Below are 18,066 nucleotides of genomic sequence, written 5' to 3'. Positions count from 1 at the left end.
AGTATGAGCAGCGAACGGGACGCGAGCGTCGAACAGGGCGTGCGCGATTGGTGGCGCACCTCGATCATCGACATGTCGCCCGGAGTGATCCGCTACCGCGGCTATCCGATCGAGCAGCTGATCGGCCGGGTGAGCCTGCCGCACATGATCTGGCTCATGACCCGGGGGGAACTGCCCACCGATCCCCAGGCTTCGCTGCTGGATGCGGCGCTCATGGCAGCCGTCGACCACGGTCCGCAGGCCCCCAGCATCGCGATCGCGCGCATGGCAGCCACTTGCGGCGTCGGCCTGAACAACGCCATGGCTTCGGCGGTGAACGTCCTCGGTGACGTGCATGGCGGCGCGGGCGAACAGGCGGTGGAGCTTTACGAGTCCGTGGCCAGGCGCATGGACGGCGGAACGCCGTTCGAAGAGGCCGTACGTGCGGGGCTCGACGAAGCCATCGCGCACCATGGCAAGTTCGTCTCCGGTTTCGGTCATCGTTTCCATCCGGTCGACCCGCGTGCGCCGCGCCTGCTGGAACTCGTGGACGAAGCGTCCCAGGCAGGGGAGGTGTCGGGCCGTTTCGCCCGCATCGCCCGAGGCGTGGAAGCCGAACTCGCCGCGCGCAAGGGCGGCCGGCGCATCCCCATGAACATCGATGGCGCCACGGCGGTGATCTACGCCGAGCTCGGCTTTCCTGCGCCGCTCGCCCGCGGCCTGTTCTGCCTCTCGCGTTCCGTGGGCATCCTGGCGCACGCGTGGGAACAGACGCAGCAGGGCGGCCGCAACAAGGGGCCGATGCCGCGGCAACACCTCCCGACCTACGACGGCCCGGCGGAGCGTTCCGTACCGGCCCGGTCATAGCGGCCCGAGCGCTACTGACGAGCGCGTACGAAACGCATCGCCAGACAAAACCTGTCCGTTGCTGTAACGGTCCGGCTCGCCATCACACCGAGATGTCATCGCCATCGCTGTCACGCTTTGTCGATCCGATTTCATCTTGAATAAACCACTTCGGTGTGCTATTCATCGGGTGCCGGCAAGAGCTTCATCGCTGGCCAGACGCAGTACCCAGGCGCAGTACCCGGTTCGCGACGGAGGTGATCATGTGTAGAGGGCATGAGGGAAGCGGGCGTCTTTCGCGCCCAGCGTCGGTGGCTTCGGCGATGCCGCCCCATACGCCGCCCACGGTTCGTCACCGGCAGGTCCGTGGCGCCCGGCGAGCGATCCACACCGGCGAGGGAGGGGCGTCATGCGCGCACAAGTAAGAACCCTCGACAGCGGCAACGATCCCTCGCAGCGGCGGACCTTTCTGCAGATGCTCGCGGCACAGGGGGTCGCCATCCCCGCGGCGTACTTCGCCTTGCCTCGCGATGCGCGCGCGCACCAGCCCGGCGAGATCTACGACAACGCGCCCGCGAACACCGGCCGCAGCCACATCGTGCGGGAATTCGCCGAGCCCTACATCGAGCTGATCCGCCTGTTGCGGCAGGCCACGGAGATCGAGCACGCGCTGATGGTGCAGTACCTGTACGGGGCGTTTTCGGTGAAGCCGCACTACGCCGGCATCGTCGGGTCCGGCCTGCCAGGCTCGAACGACCTGCTCGGCGTCTCGGCGATGGAGATGCAGCACCTGCGGGACGTCAACCACCTGCTGATCGCGCTAGGCGCCGGCCCGAACCTGGTGCGCCAGGGCTTCCCCTTCGAACCGGAGGTGTACCCCTTCGAGTTCAATCTCGAACCGCTCACGGAGGCAAGCGTCGCGAAGTACGTGTACTGCGAAGCGGCCACGGGCAGCCTCGACCCCGGGCGCGCGAGCGATGCCGACCGCCGCTTCCTGGCCAGGCTCGACCGCGCGCTCGGCGCCCATGCCCGGCCCAACCACGTGGGCAGCCTCTACGACGCGATCCTGCACACCCTGCGCGAGTACATCGCGGCCACCCCCGGGACGGAAGCCAGGCTCACGCCATGGATCGCGAAGCTCGAGAAGATCAAGGTCGAAGGGGAGGAGGGGCATTTCCAGTTCTTCCGGCGCGTCTTCATGGCCACGCACGACGGCTTCAAGGGGCGGGACGATGCATGGAGCCGCGCCACGAACGACGCCGCCTATCCGTCGTATCCCTTGCCGGTCAATCCGACGGCCTTCATCGGCGAGCAGAACCTGATCAAGAACCCGGAGGCCCTGGGCCTGGCGTGGCTCGCGGACCTGCACTACTGGCTGATCCTGCTGCTGGCCGATGCGTCGTACAGCGAGGACGCCGACGACTACGTGGCGCTGGCCAGGATCCAGATGCTGGGGCCGTTCCTGTCGCTGGCGCGGCACCTGCCCAAGCTCGGCGCCGGGGTTCCCTTCGACCCGCTGGTCACCGGCTATGGCCCCTGCCCTTCCGGCCTGGGGCGCATCGAGTTCCTGTCATGCATGGTGCGCGAAACCGACCGGCTGGCGGCCAGGCTGAAGGACCGGCTCCCCGACGACTACCCGGTCGGACTGGGCCAGGTGATGCTCAGCGCCTTGAACGACAAGCGCGCCGCCCATACCCGGCCCCGGGGCACCGCCTCCTGAGGCCGCGATGCCAGCCGGAAGCAGCCCCTCGATGCGCAGATGGTGGATCGACGAAGCGACCGTGCTGGCCGGGAGCAATCCCAGCGACGCTGACCTCTCCGCACTGCGCGCCGAAGGCTTCGGCGTCGCCGTGTCATTGCTGGACACCAGCCACCAGCGTCCCAATTACGATGCGCAGTCGGCCGCCCGCAGCGGCTGGATGCTGTACACGATTCCGATCGACCACCGGGCCGCCGCGCCCACGCTGGTGCAGGCCTGCGAGTTCGCGGCACTGGCCGGCGCGGTGGGCAAGGCGACCAAGAGCCTGGTCTTCTGCAAGGACGGCGTGGCGCGTTCCGCCTTCATGGGCGCCGTCTACTGGATCGCCAAAGGCGTCCCCCTGGCCGACGCCGTCGCCCGCGTCAGCATGAGCGCGAACGTCGACGCGGCGTGGGCCATGAACTCGCAAGAGGTTCTTCGCAGCTTCGAGAAGCTTGGCTGGCGCATCCCCTGAGAGGGCGGACGCCCAGCCCGCGAGCAGCTTCATCTCGCGCCACCGGTCGGCCTTGGCTTCGAAGCCGATGCCAGGGTTCCTCTTGCTAAAGTCGATGCAGGCGATGCGGATCGGCGAGCTGATCGGATGGGTCTTTCCGCTCGTTCTGGCGTCCAAGATGCGCTGCACGACCCAAGCATGAACTTCAATTTCGTCTGGCTCGAAGACTTCCTGTCCCTGGCCGGCACCGGCAACTTTTCCCGGGCCGCGGAGGATCGGCATAGCTCGCAGCCTGCATTCAGCCGCCGCATCCGGGCGCTGGAAGAATGGATCGGCACGCCGCTGGTGGACCGCACGACGCAGCCCGCCCAGTTGACGGAGGTCGGCGTCTGGTTCAAGGGCATCGCCGAGGAGTTGGTCGCGCGAGCGGCGCGCCTGCCCGGGGAGGCCCAGCAGGTCGCGGAGGCGAGTTCCGTGACCCTGCGCATCGCCAGCACGCACGCCCTGTCCTTCACCTTCCTTCCGCGCTGGCTTCGCAGCCTCGAATCCGTGCTCACGCTCGGTCCTGTCGAACTGACGTCGGACGTCCTTGCGCGCTGCGAAGCCCAGATGCAGGAACGGAAGGTTCACTTCGTCCTGGCGCATGCCCATCCGAGAATGCACGGGTCGCTCGAATCGGAGCTCTATCGTTCGACGCAGATCGGCACCGATCAACTGCTGCCGGTGTCGAAGCCCGACGAAACCGGCCAGCCGCTGCATCGACTGGAACGCACGGCGCCGAAGCAGGCCGTCCCCGTTCTCGAGTACACGGAGGCGTCAGGCATGGGAAGGATTGTTCGCGCAGTCCTCGGCCGCAAGCTGGAGGAGATCCCGCACCAGGCCGTCTTCACCGCACACCTCGCGTCGGTTCTGCGGTCGATGGCGCTCGACGGGCGCGGCATCGCGTGGCTGCCGCGAACCCTCATCGAGGACGACTTGGGTGCGGGGCGCCTGGTTGCCGCGGCGCCGGCCCGCTGGAACATCGACCTCGCCATCCGGCTGTACAGGGAGCAGGGAGGGGTCGGCCGCGCTGCCGAAGCCTTCTGGCAGGCGGCCGCCAGGCCGACGACCGCGCAGGACGACCAATCGCGCTAGCCGCAGGCGAACTCGCCGGTCTCCTTCTCGCTCGGGTGCCTGCGTCAGCCCGCGAGCGCCTTCATCTCGCGGAACAGGTCGGCCTTGCCTTCGAAGCCGATGCCGGGCAGGTCGGGCAACGTGACGTAGCTGTTTTCCACCTTCACGCCGTCGGGGAAGCCGCCAAAGGGCTGGAACAGGTCCGGGTACGACTCGTTGCCGCCCAGGCCCAGGCCGGCCGCGATGTTCAGCGACATCTGGTGGCCGCCGTGCGGGATGCAGCGGCTGGCGGACCAGCCGTGCTCCTTGAGCATCTCCAGCGTGCGCAGGTACTCCACCAGGCCGTAGCTCAGGGCGCAGTCGAACTGCAGCCAGTCGCGGTCCGGGCGCATGCCGCCGTAGCGGATCAGGTTGCGCGCATCCTGCATGGAGAACAGGTTCTCGCCCGTGGCCATCGGATTCTTGTAGTAGTTGCGCAGCGTGGCCTGCAGCTCGAAGTCCAGCGGGTCGCCCGGCTCTTCGTACCAGAACAGGTCGTACTGGGACAGCGCCTTGGCGTAGGCGATCGCGGTGTCCAGGTCGAAGCGGCCGTTGGCATCCACGCATAGCTTCTGGCCGTCCTGCAGCACCTCCATGATCGCGTCGATGCGGCGCAGGTCCTCGTCCAGCGACCCGCCGCCGATCTTCTTCTTCACCACCGTGTAGCCGCGGTCGATGTAGCTGCGCATCTCGTCCTGCAGCTTGCGGTAGTCCTGGCCGGGGTAGTAGTAGCCGCCGGCGGCGTAGACGAAGATCTTGCGGTCGGGCTTGCCGTCGCCATAGCGGTCGGCCAGCAGCTGGAACAGCGGCTTGCCTTCGATCTTGGCCACCGCGTCCCAGATGGCCATGTCCATGGTGCCGATGGCCACCGAGCGCTCTCCGTGGCCGCCCGGCTTCTCGTTCTTGAACATCGTGGCCCAGATCTTGTGCGGATCCAGGTTGTCGCCGGTGGCGTCCACCAGCGAGGCGGGGTCGGCTTCCAGGATGCGGGGGATGAACCGCTCGCGCATCATGCTGCCCTGGCCGTAGCGGCCGTTGGAGTTGAACCCATAGCCGATCACCGGCTTGCCGTTGCGGACCACGTCGGTGACGACGGCCACGAGGCTGAGGTTCATCTTGCTGAAGTCGATGTAGGCGTTCCGGATGGACGAGCTGATCGGGATGGTCTTTTCGCGGATTTCGACGATCTTCATGGTGCGGGCCGGTGAGCGTTGGGAAGGCCCGGATGTTCGACGTTTCCCCCCGTTCCGGCCAATGCTCGTTTTGGCTGCTTTGATGCGCTGGACGAACCGCAGGTGAGTTGCGGGTGCGCGCGCATGCGCTGAGATGCTCGGCAGCAGCACTCGGGGTGCCAGAAACGGCTTACGCATAACGAGGCCGGGAGTGACACGCACATTGCCTTTACGCGACTGCACGCGCCCCTGCTCGTCGCGCAAGCTGACCGGACCAGAACTAATTCACGGCACTGCACGCGCGGTCTCTGCGCGCATGCCCGGCACATGGCGATCACCATCAGCATCCCGCACCAGCTGCCACGCGCGGAGGCGCGTCAGCGCATCGAAAAGGGTTTCTCGCAGATCATTGAGGGAATCCCCGGGAGCGCCGGCACCTGCAGCCAACGCTGGGAAGGCGATCGGCTGGACTTCAGTGTTTGTGCGATGGGACAGACGGCAACCGGAGCTGTCACTGTTCTCGACGACGCGGTCACCATGGAGATCAACCTGCCCGGCATGCTCGGATTGATTGCCGCCGGCCTGAAGGGGCGACTTCACAAGGCGGGGCAACTGTTGCTGAGGTGAAGTGCCGTCATGACGGATACCGCACCGAAGCGTTCGGAACGAGCAGGCTACCTGCACCCCACCGTCTGAACATGATCCGAGCCGAGAATCGTCTCGCCGCTGACTGTCTTGCCGCTGATCGAGACGCTCGTGTCCCCGCACCGGATACCGGTGTCTGGAATCCGGAACTGCAGGACGAGATCGGCGCGGCGGTCGTGGTTGACATCGTGCAGCCTGGCGTCGACGGCCACTGCCTCCGTTCCCGTCCTGCCGAAGCGGATCGTGGCCACATCCAGCAGCGCCGCATCGAACGTGTCCGTCGACAGGATGGCGACACGGAGAAGGCCGTGGCTGCGCGGACGGATGCGCTCGCCCTTCCCGCGGTGGACCTCCAAAGTGACCCGGATCAGGGGCTCCACGAAGGTCGCGAGGTGCCGGGTCAGGCCGAGCAGCCCTGTCTTGCTGCTGGTGTACGCCGCGGTCCCGTTCAGGCTGTACAGCCTGCCAGCCATGGACGAGACATTGACGACCCTGCCCGGCTTCCTGCATGCCTGGCAGCAACGCCTTGGCCATGAGGAAAGGGCCGGTAAGATTGACCGCGAGCACACGCTGCCAGCGCTCGAGGTCGATGCAATCAATGCCGGCTCCGGGAGCCACGTCTGACAGGCCGGCCACATTCACGAGGACCGTGGCTCGCCCAAACCGCTCGAGTGCCAGGTAGCGCGCGCCGGTGCCGGTCCTGGCGTCCGCCACATCGCCGTGGTAGGAGGCGGAGGTGAAGCCGGTGTCGGCCACAAGGGCCTCCTGGTTCAGGCTGCTTTCCGAAAGCGCCCAGGTGCTGGTGCAGCAGACTTCGCGCGAGGTGGCGATTGCAGGCGGGCAGGCGCTTTCGCACCAGGGCGACCGACCGCATGCCTGGTGCGGCGTGCTGGAGGGCCTGATCAAGCTGTCGTCGGTGAGCGCCGATGGACGCGCCGTCACGTCCGCAGGCCTGGCCGCGGGAGGGTGGTTCGGCGAGGCCACACTCCTTCGCGAAGCGCCCTTCTCGGTCGACGCCATGGCCTTGAGGCCTAGCCGCGTGCTCATGCTGCCGGCAGACGTCTTCTTCGAACTCTTGAAGGACGAGTTCGCTTTCAGCCGCTACATCATGCGGCTCCTCAGCGAACGCCTGCACTGGTTCATGGGCAACAGCTATGCGAACCGGGCGACGGACGCACACGCCCGTGTCATCCGCGCCGTGGTTGGACTGTTCCAGCCTGCAGCCTCGCGGTCCACGTTCACGGAACTCCGCATCTCGCAAGAGGAAGTGGCGAACATCGCCGGCGTGTCACGCCAGAGCTGCAACATGGCGCTGAAGCAGCTCTGCGACGAAAAGGTGCTGGCAATCGACTACGGGACCATGCGCGTCCTGGATCCCGTCGGACTGCGAAAGCTTGTCGATTGACGCGTTCGATGGCATCCGTGCGCCGAACTGCTCGCCACGCATTCAGCGTGACTCGAAGGGGCGGGGGCTCGAACGCTTTTTCCGAAAACGCCTGTCGGACTCACCTACAGACACCCGGGTGAAAGGGCCTCGCTAGCGGCCGGCGCACGCGGCGGCAGGAATCGACCGACCCATAGCAGCCCTTCCCCTCTGCGCACGTGCTCCGTGGTAAAGGGACGGATCAACAATCCGCCGATCACAGGAGCTGGGTGCTTTGCGCAGCGCAAGGGTGCCACTGCGCACGAGACGGCAGAAGACGACCGTAGCAGCCGTGGCCAAGAACGAGCAAAAGCAGGAAGCCCTGCCGCCACCTTCCACGAACTGGCCAGCCTTAGAAGCGAATCACTCGCCTGAGCACGCATCAAGGACTGCGCAGGTGCGCTGGCATGGACCCGGTGCCTGGGTGCGACTTGCAGTCCTCAACCGGCCGAGTGGCCAAGCGCTCAGAAAAGCAGGAACGCCGCCCCCGCAATGGCCGTGGGAACCAACGCACCAAGAAACAAGCCAAGGGCTCCAATGGATTCATCCGCGAATCCTCGCTTCAGCAGGGCCACGCCCGCCGGGTTGGGGGCATTGGCAATGACCGTGAGGCCTCCACCCGTGACAGCTCCGGCCACCAGTGTGTACTTCGCTTCGTCCGGAATGCCCTCAATCAAGGAGCCGAGGTAGGTCAGCGCCGCGTTATCCGTGATCGCCGTCAATGCAGCGGCTCCGAAAAAGAGGGCTTCGGGTGACATGCCCGAAACGATCGGCTGCAGCCACCACCGCTGCAGGCCACCGAGTACGACGAGACCCGCCAGGAAGAACGCGACCAGCAGTGCCTCCTTGATGATGAGTGGATCCTGGTGGCGCTCGTACGCCATCGTGAACCCCAGGAACATCAGGAACAAGCCGAGGAAAGCGACCGGGTGGTGAGCAAGGAGCACTACGCTCACCAGGAAAGCCAGGTGGATGACGATCATCAGCCACGGCACATCCGCGCGCGCCTCAGGCGTCGGCGCCGAATCGTCCGTAGTCAGGCAGCGACGCAAGACGAGGACCGCGAGGGTGGCGTTGACCAGCACGGCCACCGCGGCTTTCCAGCCGAAGGTCTGGGCCATGAAGCCGGAGGTCCAACCCCAGGTTCCGGCGACCATCAGCACGGGCGGGGCCGCGAACGACGTGAGCGTTCCTCCGATCGAGATGTTCACGAACAGCACCCCCAGCGCGAAATATTTGGGCGGCTCGGGCAGGCTGGAGCGGAAGATCTGCGGAGCAAGCATCAGGGCCGCAATGGTCATCGCAGCGGGCTCGGTGACCAACGAGCCAAGCAGGGGAATCGCGGCCAACCCGAGCCAGGCGCTTGCCAATCCCGGCGGTACGGGAAGGAACCGCACCAGCAGCGTCGTGAGTCGCATGACGCCGGACAGGATGGGACGTGAAGCAGCGACAACCATCACCACAAAGACGAAGAGGGTTCCGTGTATTGGCGCGACTCCGCATACCCCAAGGCAAGCTTTCCGCTCCCAAGAGCCGCCAGGCACAACACCAGGACAATGGCCCAGAAGCCGAAAACAACCTCCACCTCACCGAGCAGGTGGAACAAGCCCGCGTGACGTGGAAAGCGATTCGCGAGCCTCTCGAACTGCTTGGTGCTGAAGGTATGCAGCAGGGCGATGCCGAAAAGCGCCGCGGCCAGGTGCAACAGGAAGGGCGGGAAGTTTTGATCCATGGACGAGTCAAGGCCGCGAGGCGGCCCGACCTTCGCGTCACCTGCTCAAGACCAAGCTCCCAAGCACCCAAGCACCCAAGCACCCAAGCACCCAAGCACCCAAGGCGCAGTGTAAACGCCCTGGAACGTGGCGGGCGAGCAAGACCGCCGTGCCGCCGCACGGCAACGGCGACGTCCGGAGGCTTCAGAACTCCGTCAACAACTCCCGGCGCCGCTTTGCGTACCAGTCGCGCAGGCAGTCGGCATCCCGACATCGTTCGCGCTCTGCCTGCGCGACCTCGGCACGCCGCCTGAATCCCACCGGGTCGTCACTAACGGCTCCCGCCTGTGCCTGCAGTCGCGCGAGATCGGACGCGAGTTGCCCCAGTTCGGGCTGAGACTCCACGGCGGCGCGCTTGGGCTCCGGCTCCGGGGCCGGCCGCTGCAAGCCCGGGTCGTCGCGCAGGGACTGCTGCTTGACCGGCTGCAAGGCCATGCGGCCGCTGCTGGCGGACGCCACCCGGGCCGCCGGCGCATTCCGGGCCCTCCCCATCGCTCTCGGCTCGGCCGCGGCTGCGTCATCGTGCAGCCGATCCGACTTTGGCTGCGGAACGTCGACGGCACCGATGAGGTCCTCGTCCAGCGTTGCCAGGCGCCGTCGCGCCTGCCGGCTTCTCGAAGCGTCCGGCCCGAGCGCACCCGCATAAGCCTGGGCACTCAGGCTCAGGACGTGTCGCGCCCGCGCCATGAGCTGCTCGCGCAGCATCGTCGCGCTCTCCGCCCCGGCTGCGGCGGCGTAGCGGTCGCCCAGCATGCCCAGAACACGCGCGAGGGGAACCGTCGGCTTCGCCGAAGCGGCGTCGTACTCGCGACAGGCCGCCAGCAAGGCTACCTCCGCATCGCGCAGCCGGCCTATCGTAGCCGCGGCTTGCGCCTTCCGCAGGAACGCCTTGGCCTTGGCGCGCGAGCCGCCGGGAAACGGATGCTCCAGCAATGCATGCCCGTCCTGCGGGTTGCCAGGCGGAATCAATGGCTCGAGGTCGCAGCGCGCCGGCGCGGCCACGGGCTGCACCGCTGCCTGCGTCGCACGGGCTGCCTGCTGCTGCGCCTCCTGGAGCGCTTGCCGGCGCTCCAGGGCGACCTCGTAGGCGGCACGAGGCGGCGTTTTCCAGAAACCCGGGTAGAACTGCCACACCAGCGCCGCGCAGATCCCGGCCACGCAGGCGCCCGTGAGAAGGTCTCTCAGGTTCTCCTTGCCAGTCCGCGTAGCGCTCGATGCTCCCACCCTCCTGGGATTCATTCGTGAAAATGCAGTTCCGGGACGACGGGCACCGCTCCGCGCGCGGGGGTCGGCCCGTACGGAGGAACCCGTGCTGCGCGTCGAAAGACTCCGGGCTGCCGCCCTCCCGCCCTATAGTGACAGCACCAAGCGGGATTTCCCCGTTGGGACTTGCTCATCCTTCACCCCGCGGCTGCGGGGTGTTTTCTTGGTGCGGAACGGTTCGCCCGCACTCCCAGGCAGGCCACAATGGCGCCATGTCGGGCGTGCAAACACCTGCCGTCACGGCGGCATCGGACTGGGACAACGCGGCCCTGCCAAGGACCGTACTCTTCTTCGTGGGCTACGTGGCCCTTGCGTGGATCAGCTTCGTGTATCCGATGCGCGGCCTGAACATCACGCCATGGAATCCCCACGCAGCGCTGGCCGTCGCCTTGCTCATCGTGCATCCGGGGGCGTGGCCCGTCGTGTGGGGGGCCGTTGCCTGCGGGGAAGCGTATGTCGGTTCCGGGCGCATGCCCTTCGCCGCATTGGTGGTCACCACCGGGGTCTTGACCGCGGGCTACGGCTTGGTCGCGGCGGGCATGCGACGCTGGCTGCGCGCGGACCTGCAGGTGATCGGCCGACGAACTGCGCTCCTGTTCCTTGCACTTGCCGGCGCCGGCGCACTGATCGCGTCCATCCTGCGGGCAGGTGCGCTCTGGGCGATGGGGATCATTTCGCTGGAACGGATGCCCGCTGTCCTTCATCGGGCGTCGATCGGCGACGGGGTCGGCCTGATCGTCACGCTGCCCCTGCTGCTCGTACTCTCCAGCACCAGGCACCGGACGCTCACCAGGTCGATGCTCAGGTCCTACGAATCATGGTTGATCGCCATCGTCATCGGTGTGGCGATCCTCGGCGTGTTCCAGCGGGCGCCACAGGAACAGTTCAAGTTCTTCTACCTGCTGTTCGTACCTGTTGTCTGGGCGTCCACCCGCTTCGGCGCGGTCGGCGCCGTGTGGGCGGCGGCGCTCGTCCAGGGACTGCTGATCCTGGCCGTGCAGAGCGGGCAATACCTGCCTCTGACGGTCTTTGAATTCCAGCTGCTCGTCGCGGCGCTGACCAGCGTGGGCGTACTGCTGGGAGCGATCGTGGACGAAAGGCAGGCTGCCGAAGAAGCACTGCGAGCATCGTTGCGGCTTGCAGCTGCCGGCGACATGGCCGCGGCCCTGGCGCACGAATTGAACCAGCCGCTCACGGCGATGGCAACCTATGCTCGCGCCTCGCAGATCCTGGCGCGCCGGTGGGAAGCGCAGGTTCCCGACGCCCGCGACATGCTCGATGTCGCGGACAAGCTGGCAGCCGAAGCCGCGCGGGCCGGGGAGGTCGTCAATCGGCTGCGACGCTTCTTCCGCGAACGCTCGACCGAGCTGCAGATCACGCAGCTGCCCGATCTACTGACCGAGGCCGTCGCTTCGCAGGCGCCACGGGCCCAGGAACTTCGCGTGCGGCTGACTCTGATGGATCACGAAGCCATTCCCGCCATCTGGGTCGACCGTGTGCAGATCGCAGTGGTGCTGCGCAACCTCCTGGCGAACGCCATCGAAGCGGCGTCGGACCCGCGGCGTCCACAGGAGGCGCCAAGGCATGTCGATCTGCACGTGCAGCAGCAGGGCGATGAAGTGCTCGTCACGCTCCTGGACAGCGGCGGGGGCCTCACGCGCGAGCAGGCGCAGAATATCTTCGAAACGCCGGCCTCCTCGAAGCCCGGCGGCATGGGCATCGGCTTGGCGATCAGCCGCGCAATCGTCGAAGCCCATGGCGGCCGGCTGTGGGCCGAAGCCGGAGCGCAAGGAACCTTCCACTTCACCCTGCCGATCGGCACAGGAGCCGTCCATGACGACTGAGTTACATCGGCAAACCGTCTTCATCGTCGACGACGATCCTTCCGTGCGCGATGCGCTGGCGCTGCTGTTCAGCCTGCACGGCCGTCCGACAGCCATCTTCGCCTGCGCCGAAGACTTCCTGCGGGCGATCGAGCCTGGATGGCGCGGGGTGGTGATCGCCGACATCCGCATGGGTGGCATGTCCGGGCTGGAGATGCAGGAGGTGCTCTCCCAGCATCCGTCGCGCCTGCCCGTGATTGTGATCACGGCGCACGCTGACGTCGCCGCGGCGCGCCAGGCTTTCAAGTTCCATGCCGTGGATTTCCTGGAGAAGCCGTTCGACCATGACCAGCTGCTGGATTCCGTGGAACGTGCCATGCGCGGCCTGCCCGAAGACCGGGAGGCGATCGGCACGCGACCCGTGTCGACCACGTTGTCGTCGCGTGAGCGCGAGGTGATGGCGCTGGTCATCGACGGCATGGACAACCGCAGCATCGGGGAGAAGTTGGGGATCAGCCCGCGCACCGTGGAAGTCCACAAGTCGCGCGTCATGACCAAGGTGGGCGCGCGCAACCTGGCGGAGCTGGTTCGCATCGCGCAGGCTGACCAGGGCCGCCCGCCCGCGTAGGGCACGCCCGTACGGGGTCACCCGCGCAACCGGGGTCTGCCGCAGTCGGCCGTCAGCGTGTGGCTGATACAGTCAGCCGGATGATTCCCGAGGGCGACATGAGGGTCGAGCGCGACGACGCTCCCCAGGCCCGACCCGACCGCACGATCACCATCGTGTTGGTGATCGCCATCTTGATCCTCGTGACGGTCGCCGCCATTTGGCTGCGGTCCACCCCCGTCGGGCAGCCGCCGCCGCCGGTGGCCGCCACGCGCCCGGAAGAGCCGCCGCGCGAGCTGCCCGTGCCGGCACGGACCGCAGCCAGCGCGCCGGTGCAACACCCCGTCGCGGCCGAAGACCATCCCCTGCAGCGCGAGGAAATCCCTGCCGCCCTCGCAGGGCTGCTCGGCACCAAAGCCGCCGCGACCTTCCTGCAGACGGAGGACTTCCCGCGCCGGTTCACGGCTACGGTGGACAGCCTTGCGCGCGAACACTCACCGTCGGGCATCTGGCCGGTGCTGCCCACGCCGGGGCGCTTCCTCGTGGAGGAGCGCGTGGAAGGAACCGTCATTGCGCCCGAAAACGCCGCGCGCTACACCCCCCTGGTGTTGCTGGCCGGCACGATCGACGTCCCCGCGGCCGGGCGCCTGTACCGCCGCATGTACCCCCTGCTGCAGCAGACCTACCGTGATCTCGGTTTTGGCGAGCGCCACCTCAATGATCGCGTGGTGGAGGTGATCGACCTCCTCCTCGCCACGCCCGATACGCCGGAGAGCCCGCGCGTCCAGCTGCTGGAGATCAGGGGCCCGGTCCCGTCGCTGCAGCCCTGGGTCCGCTACCAGTTCGTGGATCCCGAGCTGGAAGCGCTCAGCGCCGGCCAGAAGATCCTTGTTCGCGTCGGTCCCGTCAACCAGCGGCGGCTGAAGTCCAAGCTCGCGGAGTTGCGCAAGGAGCTCACGACCCCGGTGACTGGGGCGAAATGACGATGTGGGACACCTTGCCGCCAGTGAGCGAGCTGGCCTGGCCGGTCGTGATCGCGCTGGCTTGGCTCGCCGGCGAACTCGCCCAGCGCTGGCGGATTCCGCGCGTGACGATCTACGCCGTGGTGGGGTTCGCCTTCGGCCGGGCGATTCCCGGCCCATCGGGCATCGGGGTCACGCCCGGCAGTTCCCTCGTGGCCAGCATCGCCTTCGGCCTGCTGCTGTTCGAGTTCGGCTACCGTATCAACCTGCGCTGGTTCCGCATCAATCCCTGGCTGGCTGCGACCGGTGTGCTGGACGTCGCGCTCACGTCCCTCGCCGTGTACGCGCTGTGCCGGGACTTCGGCGCGGCGCCGATCAGCGCGGCGCTGATGGCGTCCATGACCGCAGCCACGTCGCCCGCCTCCCTCACGCGGGTGGTGAACGAGCTGCGCAGCGCCGGCCAGGTGACCGAGCGCGCACTGCACCTGACGGCCTTCAATTGCCTCTGTGCGCTGCTCGCCTTCAAGTTCATCGTGGGCTTCTGGACGTTCGACACCTCCGGAGACGTGCTCAAGGCGCTGTCCAACAGCGTGGTGGTGCTCCTCGTGTCCGCCGGACTCGGCGCCGCGTTCGGGACCGGCATGCCGGTCATCCTGCGCATCACCGGCCGGACCAGCACCGACGCGACCCTTGCCTTTGCGCTGGCCGTGGTACTGCTGGTGGGGCTCACGCACGTGCTGCGGTTTTCACCGCTGGTCGCGACCCTCGCATTCGGACTTCTCGCGCGCCACCGCCGCGTGACGCTGAACCAGACGCAGAGGAACTTCGGCGCGTTGGGCGACCTCCTGGTGGTCTTCCTCTTTACCTACGTCGCGGCCACGGATCGCCGGGCTCTATCCGAACGACGACCAGAGGCCTTCCAAATCGACATGCGACGCCCAATTTTTCTCCGGAAAGCCGCCAGCTCAGCCGACCGTCGCATTGGTGCCTGCGCCGGGGTTCGACCGCCGCGCCGCGCTCCGACAGTTCGCTGGTGCACGTCCGCTGTGGGTCCAGGCTGTGTGAAAACTCGGTCGAAGCAGAAGTTCAGGGGTACTCGACCCCCTCGCTGCAACGAGATCGTCGATCCTGGATCGATCTGAGAGGACGTCTGGGGACCGATTTTTCTGGTCCTCCGACGAGCTTCAGTTGAATCGCCTGAAAACGCCGACCCGTGGCGGCATCGCCGCCGCCGTTCTCACCTTCTCGCCAATGCGAATCCGGTTCGTCGATAGCTGACCTGATTCGAACGGGGTCTCACAGACCGCAGCGCACCCGAAATGCAAAACGCGCTCTCCCCCCGGAGAGCGCGTTTTTTTTTGCCGTGCTGGCCGCGAAAGGATGCCTGCAGCCTTGTAACAAGCCCTGCTGCAGCGCAGCAATTCCAGACAGAGTTAATTCCAATCGACGGACCTTATTCCCGCCCGTCAGCGCGCCTCACCTCCTGACGTCCCCTACTCCACCGTCACGCTCTTGGCCAGGTTCCGCGGCTTGTCGACATCGGTGCCCCGCGCCAGCGCCGTGTGGTACGCCAGCAGCTGCAGCGGCACGACGTGCAGCAGGGGGCTGAGCGTGCCGTAGTGCTCCGGCATGCGGATCACGTGCACGCCTTCGCTGCTCTCGATCCTGGAATCCGCGTCGGCCAGCACGTAGAGAACGCCGCCGCGCGCGCGCACTTCCTGCATGTTGGACTTCAGCTTCTCCAGCAGCGCATCGTTCGGCGCCACGGTGACCACGGGCATCTCGCTGGTGACCAGGGCGAGCGGACCGTGCTTCAGCTCGCCGGCCGGGTAGGCCTCGGCGTGGATGTAGCTGATCTCCTTGAGCTTCAACGCGCCTTCCAGCGCGATGGGGTAGTGCATGCCGCGGCCCAGGAACAGCGCGTTCTCCTTGTTGGCGAAGTCCTCGGCCCAGGAGATCACTTGCGGCTCCAGCGCCAGGACGGCCTGCAGCGCGGTGGGCAGGTGGCGCATGTCCTTCAGGTGCTGCGCCTCCTGCGTCTCGGTGAGCTGGCCGCGCACCTGGGCCAGGGCCAGCGTCAGCAGGAACAGGCCCGCGAGCTGCGTCGTGAACGCCTTGGTCGACGCCACCCCGATTTCCACGCCGGCGCGCGTGATGTAGGCCAGCTTGCATTCGCGCACCATCGCGGACGTGGACACGTTGCACACGGTCAGCGTGTTCTCCATGCCGAGGGAGCGCGCGTGCTTGAGCGCCGCCAGCGTGTCCGCGGTTTCGCCGGACTGGCTGATGGTCACCACCAGCGTCTTCGGGTTGGGCACGCTTTCGCGGTAGCGGTATTCGCTGGCGATCTCGACCTGGGTCGGGATCTTCGCGATCGACTCCAGCCAGTACTTGGCCGTGCAGCCGCTGTAGTAGCTGGTGCCGCAGGCGAGGATCAGCACCGAGTCCACTTCCTTGAAGACGCGGTAGGCGCCGTCGCCGAACAGCTCTGGGGTGATGGTCTCCACGCCCTGCAGCGTGTCGCCGATCGCGCGCGGCTGCTCGAAGATCTCCTTCTGCATGTAGTGGCGGTACGGGCCCAGTTCGGCCGCCCCGCTGTGCGCCTGCACGGTCTTCACCGGTCGCTGCACCGGCTTGTGGTTGCGGTCGACGATCCAGTAGCGCCCCAGTTGCAGGTCGACGATGTCGCCTTCTTCCAGGTACACGATCTGGTCGGTGACACCGGCGAGCGCCATCGCGTCGCTGGCCAGGAAGTTCTCCTCCTTGCCCACGCCGAGCACGAGCGGCGAGCCTTCGCGCGAGCCGACCACGCGGTGCGGCTCGTCCTTGCAGAACACGGCGATCGCATACGCGCCGTGCAGCTGCCTGGTCGCGGTCTTCACCGCCTCGAACAGGTCGCCCTCATACAGGCTGTCCACCAGGTGCGCGATGACCTCGGTGTCGGTCTGGCTGGTGAAGCGGTAGCCCTTGGCCTGCAGCGCCGCGCGCAGCTCCTCGTGGTTCTCGATGATCCCGTTGTGCACGACGGCGATGCGGCCGGGTGCGGACGGCGCGGCCTCTCCGGGCCCATGGCTGAAGTGGGGGTGCGCGTTGTGCACGGCCGGCGCGCCGTGGGTGGCCCAGCGGGTGTGGGCGATGCCCGTGCCGCCCTGGATCTTCTCGCTGTCCACCTGCTCCATCAGCTCGGCGACGCGGGCCGTGCTGCGCGCGCGCTTCAGGCCATCGGCGTAGACGGCGACGCCGCAGGAGTCGTAGCCGCGGTATTCCAGGCGCTGCAGGCCCTGGACGAGGATGGGGACGATATTGCGGGTGGAGACCGCGCCGACGATGCCGCACATGGTGGAGCGCCTTGATGGATGGCTGGGATGCAGCCACTGTAGGCTTGGCGACATGGAATATGCTTGCTAAATATCAATGAATGCGGATTTTCATTTCACCGGAAGGAACCGCTGCAATAAAATTCCGACATGGAAGAAATATCGGAACTTGATTCCACGGACCTCGCCCTCCTGGCCCAGCTGCAGGACGACAGCGCCCTCAGCAACCAGGACCTGGCCGGCCGCGTGCACACCTCCCCGGCGACCTGCCTGCGGCGCGTGAAGCGGCTGTGGGACGCGGGCCTGATCGAGCGCGAGATGGCGATCCTGAACCCCGAACGCATGGCCGCGACGCTGGGCCATGGCATGGAGGCGGTGGTGGAAGTCTCGCTGGACCGCCAGGGCAACGAAGCGCAGGAGGCGTTCGAGCAGCGGGTGGTCGCCGACGACGCGGTGCAGCAGTGCTACCGCGTCTCGCCGGGGCCTGATTTCATCCTCATCGTGCATGCGCGCGACATGCAGGAGTACCTTGCGCTGGCGCAGCGCCTGTTCACCAGTGACGCGAACGTGCGCAACGTGAAGGCGTTCTTTTCGGTGAAGCGGGCGAAGTTCCGGCCGAGGGTGCCGGTGCGGGGGCGGGGGGTGTAGGGCTGCGTGGTTTCGGTGGGGTTCGCAGGCGCTCACCTTCCGCGGCTGGCGCCGCGCCACCCTTGTATTGTTCATGATTGAATTTCCAGAGTTCGGCGAGAGCCGAGCGGAGCGGGTGTACGCCGTCGCCACCCTTTGGACCTGAGCCTGAGCTGTAGATCAAGCGGCACTCGCTCCTTTCTCCTGTCCTGTCCCAAAGATCGGACAGTATCTTTCTGCCCGGCATTGCCGGAGCCCGTATTCACAAGGTGGATCAGACATGGAT

At 66.9% G+C, this 18,066-nt stretch carries 14 protein-coding genes and 2 pseudogenes; 11 read left to right on the top strand and 5 right to left on the bottom strand.

Annotated features, from left to right (window positions below; translation table 11 throughout):
- The first annotated feature begins 3 nt into the window (after positions 1-3).
- The 4 genes from AC3EGR_RS20960 to AC3EGR_RS20945 all read left to right on the top strand — a co-directional run bounded on the left by AC3EGR_RS20960 (position 4) and on the right by AC3EGR_RS20945 (position 4,151).
- Positions 4-846: a citryl-CoA lyase gene (locus AC3EGR_RS20960; RefSeq protein ID WP_488548462.1), complete on the top strand. Its 843-nt coding sequence runs from the start codon at positions 4-6 to the stop codon at positions 844-846.
- A 388-nt stretch (positions 847-1,234) separates the two neighbouring features.
- On the top strand, positions 1,235-2,545 hold the full coding sequence (locus tag AC3EGR_RS20955; RefSeq protein WP_488548461.1) for a ferritin-like domain-containing protein: 1,311 nt from the start codon (positions 1,235-1,237) through the stop codon (positions 2,543-2,545).
- Positions 2,546-2,576: 31 nt separating this feature from the next.
- Positions 2,577-3,038: a fused DSP-PTPase phosphatase/NAD kinase-like protein gene (locus AC3EGR_RS20950; RefSeq protein WP_488548460.1), complete on the top strand. Its 462-nt coding sequence runs from the start codon at positions 2,577-2,579 to the stop codon at positions 3,036-3,038.
- A gap of 177 nt (positions 3,039-3,215) precedes the next feature.
- Positions 3,216-4,151 (top strand): LysR substrate-binding domain-containing protein, encoded by a 936-nt coding sequence (locus AC3EGR_RS20945; protein WP_488548459.1) that lies wholly within the window; start codon positions 3,216-3,218, stop codon positions 4,149-4,151.
- 44 nt (positions 4,152-4,195) lie between these two features.
- Here AC3EGR_RS20945 and AC3EGR_RS20940 read toward each other — a convergent pair whose 3' ends face one another.
- Entirely contained in the window at positions 4,196-5,362 is a 1,167-nt protein-coding gene (locus tag AC3EGR_RS20940) for a mandelate racemase/muconate lactonizing enzyme family protein (protein WP_488548458.1), read from the bottom strand.
- A 306-nt stretch (positions 5,363-5,668) separates the two neighbouring features.
- Here AC3EGR_RS20940 and AC3EGR_RS20935 point away from each other — a divergent pair, with 306 nt between their 5' ends.
- On the top strand, positions 5,669-5,968 hold the full coding sequence (locus AC3EGR_RS20935) for a polyhydroxyalkanoic acid system family protein (protein WP_488548457.1): 300 nt from the start codon (positions 5,669-5,671) through the stop codon (positions 5,966-5,968).
- A 47-nt stretch (positions 5,969-6,015) separates the two neighbouring features.
- Here the strand turns inward: AC3EGR_RS20935 and AC3EGR_RS20930 are convergent.
- Positions 6,016-6,700: pseudogene (locus AC3EGR_RS20930) on the bottom strand (SDR family NAD(P)-dependent oxidoreductase).
- A 22-nt stretch (positions 6,701-6,722) separates the two neighbouring features.
- Here AC3EGR_RS20930 and AC3EGR_RS20925 point away from each other — a divergent pair.
- On the top strand, positions 6,723-7,391 hold the full coding sequence (locus AC3EGR_RS20925; protein WP_488548456.1) for a Crp/Fnr family transcriptional regulator: 669 nt from the start codon (positions 6,723-6,725) through the stop codon (positions 7,389-7,391).
- Positions 7,392-7,873: 482 nt separating this feature from the next.
- Here AC3EGR_RS20925 and AC3EGR_RS20920 read toward each other — a convergent pair.
- Positions 7,874-9,141 (bottom strand): annotated as a pseudogene (locus AC3EGR_RS20920) (putative Na+/H+ antiporter).
- A gap of 184 nt (positions 9,142-9,325) precedes the next feature.
- Positions 9,326-10,339: a hypothetical protein gene (locus AC3EGR_RS20915; RefSeq protein WP_488548455.1), complete on the bottom strand. Its 1,014-nt coding sequence runs from the start codon at positions 10,337-10,339 to the stop codon at positions 9,326-9,328.
- 317 nt (positions 10,340-10,656) lie between these two features.
- Here AC3EGR_RS20915 and AC3EGR_RS20910 point away from each other — a divergent pair, with 317 nt between their 5' ends.
- The 4 genes from AC3EGR_RS20910 (at position 10,657) to AC3EGR_RS20895 (ending at position 14,978) form a co-directional block, all read left to right on the top strand.
- The gene (locus tag AC3EGR_RS20910; protein ID WP_488548454.1) at positions 10,657-12,288 is read left to right on the top strand and encodes an ATP-binding protein; all 1,632 of its coding nucleotides are present in this window, start codon (positions 10,657-10,659) and stop codon (positions 12,286-12,288) included.
- Positions 12,278-12,895 carry a response regulator transcription factor gene (locus AC3EGR_RS20905; RefSeq protein WP_488548453.1) on the top strand — a complete coding sequence of 206 codons (618 nt, stop codon included), beginning with the start codon at positions 12,278-12,280 and terminating at the stop codon, positions 12,893-12,895. Before AC3EGR_RS20910 ends, AC3EGR_RS20905 begins: the two co-directional genes overlap by 11 nt.
- An 80-nt stretch (positions 12,896-12,975) precedes the next feature.
- Positions 12,976-13,857 (top strand): DUF3014 domain-containing protein, encoded by an 882-nt coding sequence (locus AC3EGR_RS20900; protein ID WP_488548452.1) that lies wholly within the window; start codon positions 12,976-12,978, stop codon positions 13,855-13,857.
- Positions 13,854-14,978, top strand: coding sequence for a cation:proton antiporter (locus AC3EGR_RS20895; protein WP_488548451.1), 1,125 nt, complete (start codon positions 13,854-13,856; stop codon positions 14,976-14,978). The genes AC3EGR_RS20900 and AC3EGR_RS20895 overlap by 4 nt, the downstream gene beginning before the upstream one ends.
- A gap of 351 nt (positions 14,979-15,329) precedes the next feature.
- Here the strand turns inward: AC3EGR_RS20895 and glmS are convergent, their stop codons facing one another.
- Positions 15,330-17,174 (bottom strand): glutamine--fructose-6-phosphate transaminase (isomerizing), encoded by a 1,845-nt coding sequence (gene glmS, locus AC3EGR_RS20890; RefSeq protein ID WP_488548551.1) that lies wholly within the window; start codon positions 17,172-17,174, stop codon positions 15,330-15,332.
- A 129-nt stretch (positions 17,175-17,303) separates the two neighbouring features.
- On the opposite strand from glmS, the gene AC3EGR_RS20885 reads away from it, so the two are divergent.
- On the top strand, positions 17,304-17,801 hold the full coding sequence (locus tag AC3EGR_RS20885; protein WP_488548450.1) for an Lrp/AsnC family transcriptional regulator: 498 nt from the start codon (positions 17,304-17,306) through the stop codon (positions 17,799-17,801).
- Positions 17,802-18,066: the final 265 nt, after the last annotated feature.

The organism is Ramlibacter sp. G4-7 (assembly GCF_057784995.1).
Note: the sequence above shows the minus strand (reverse complement) of the source record. Positions and strands in the feature narration are given on the sequence as shown.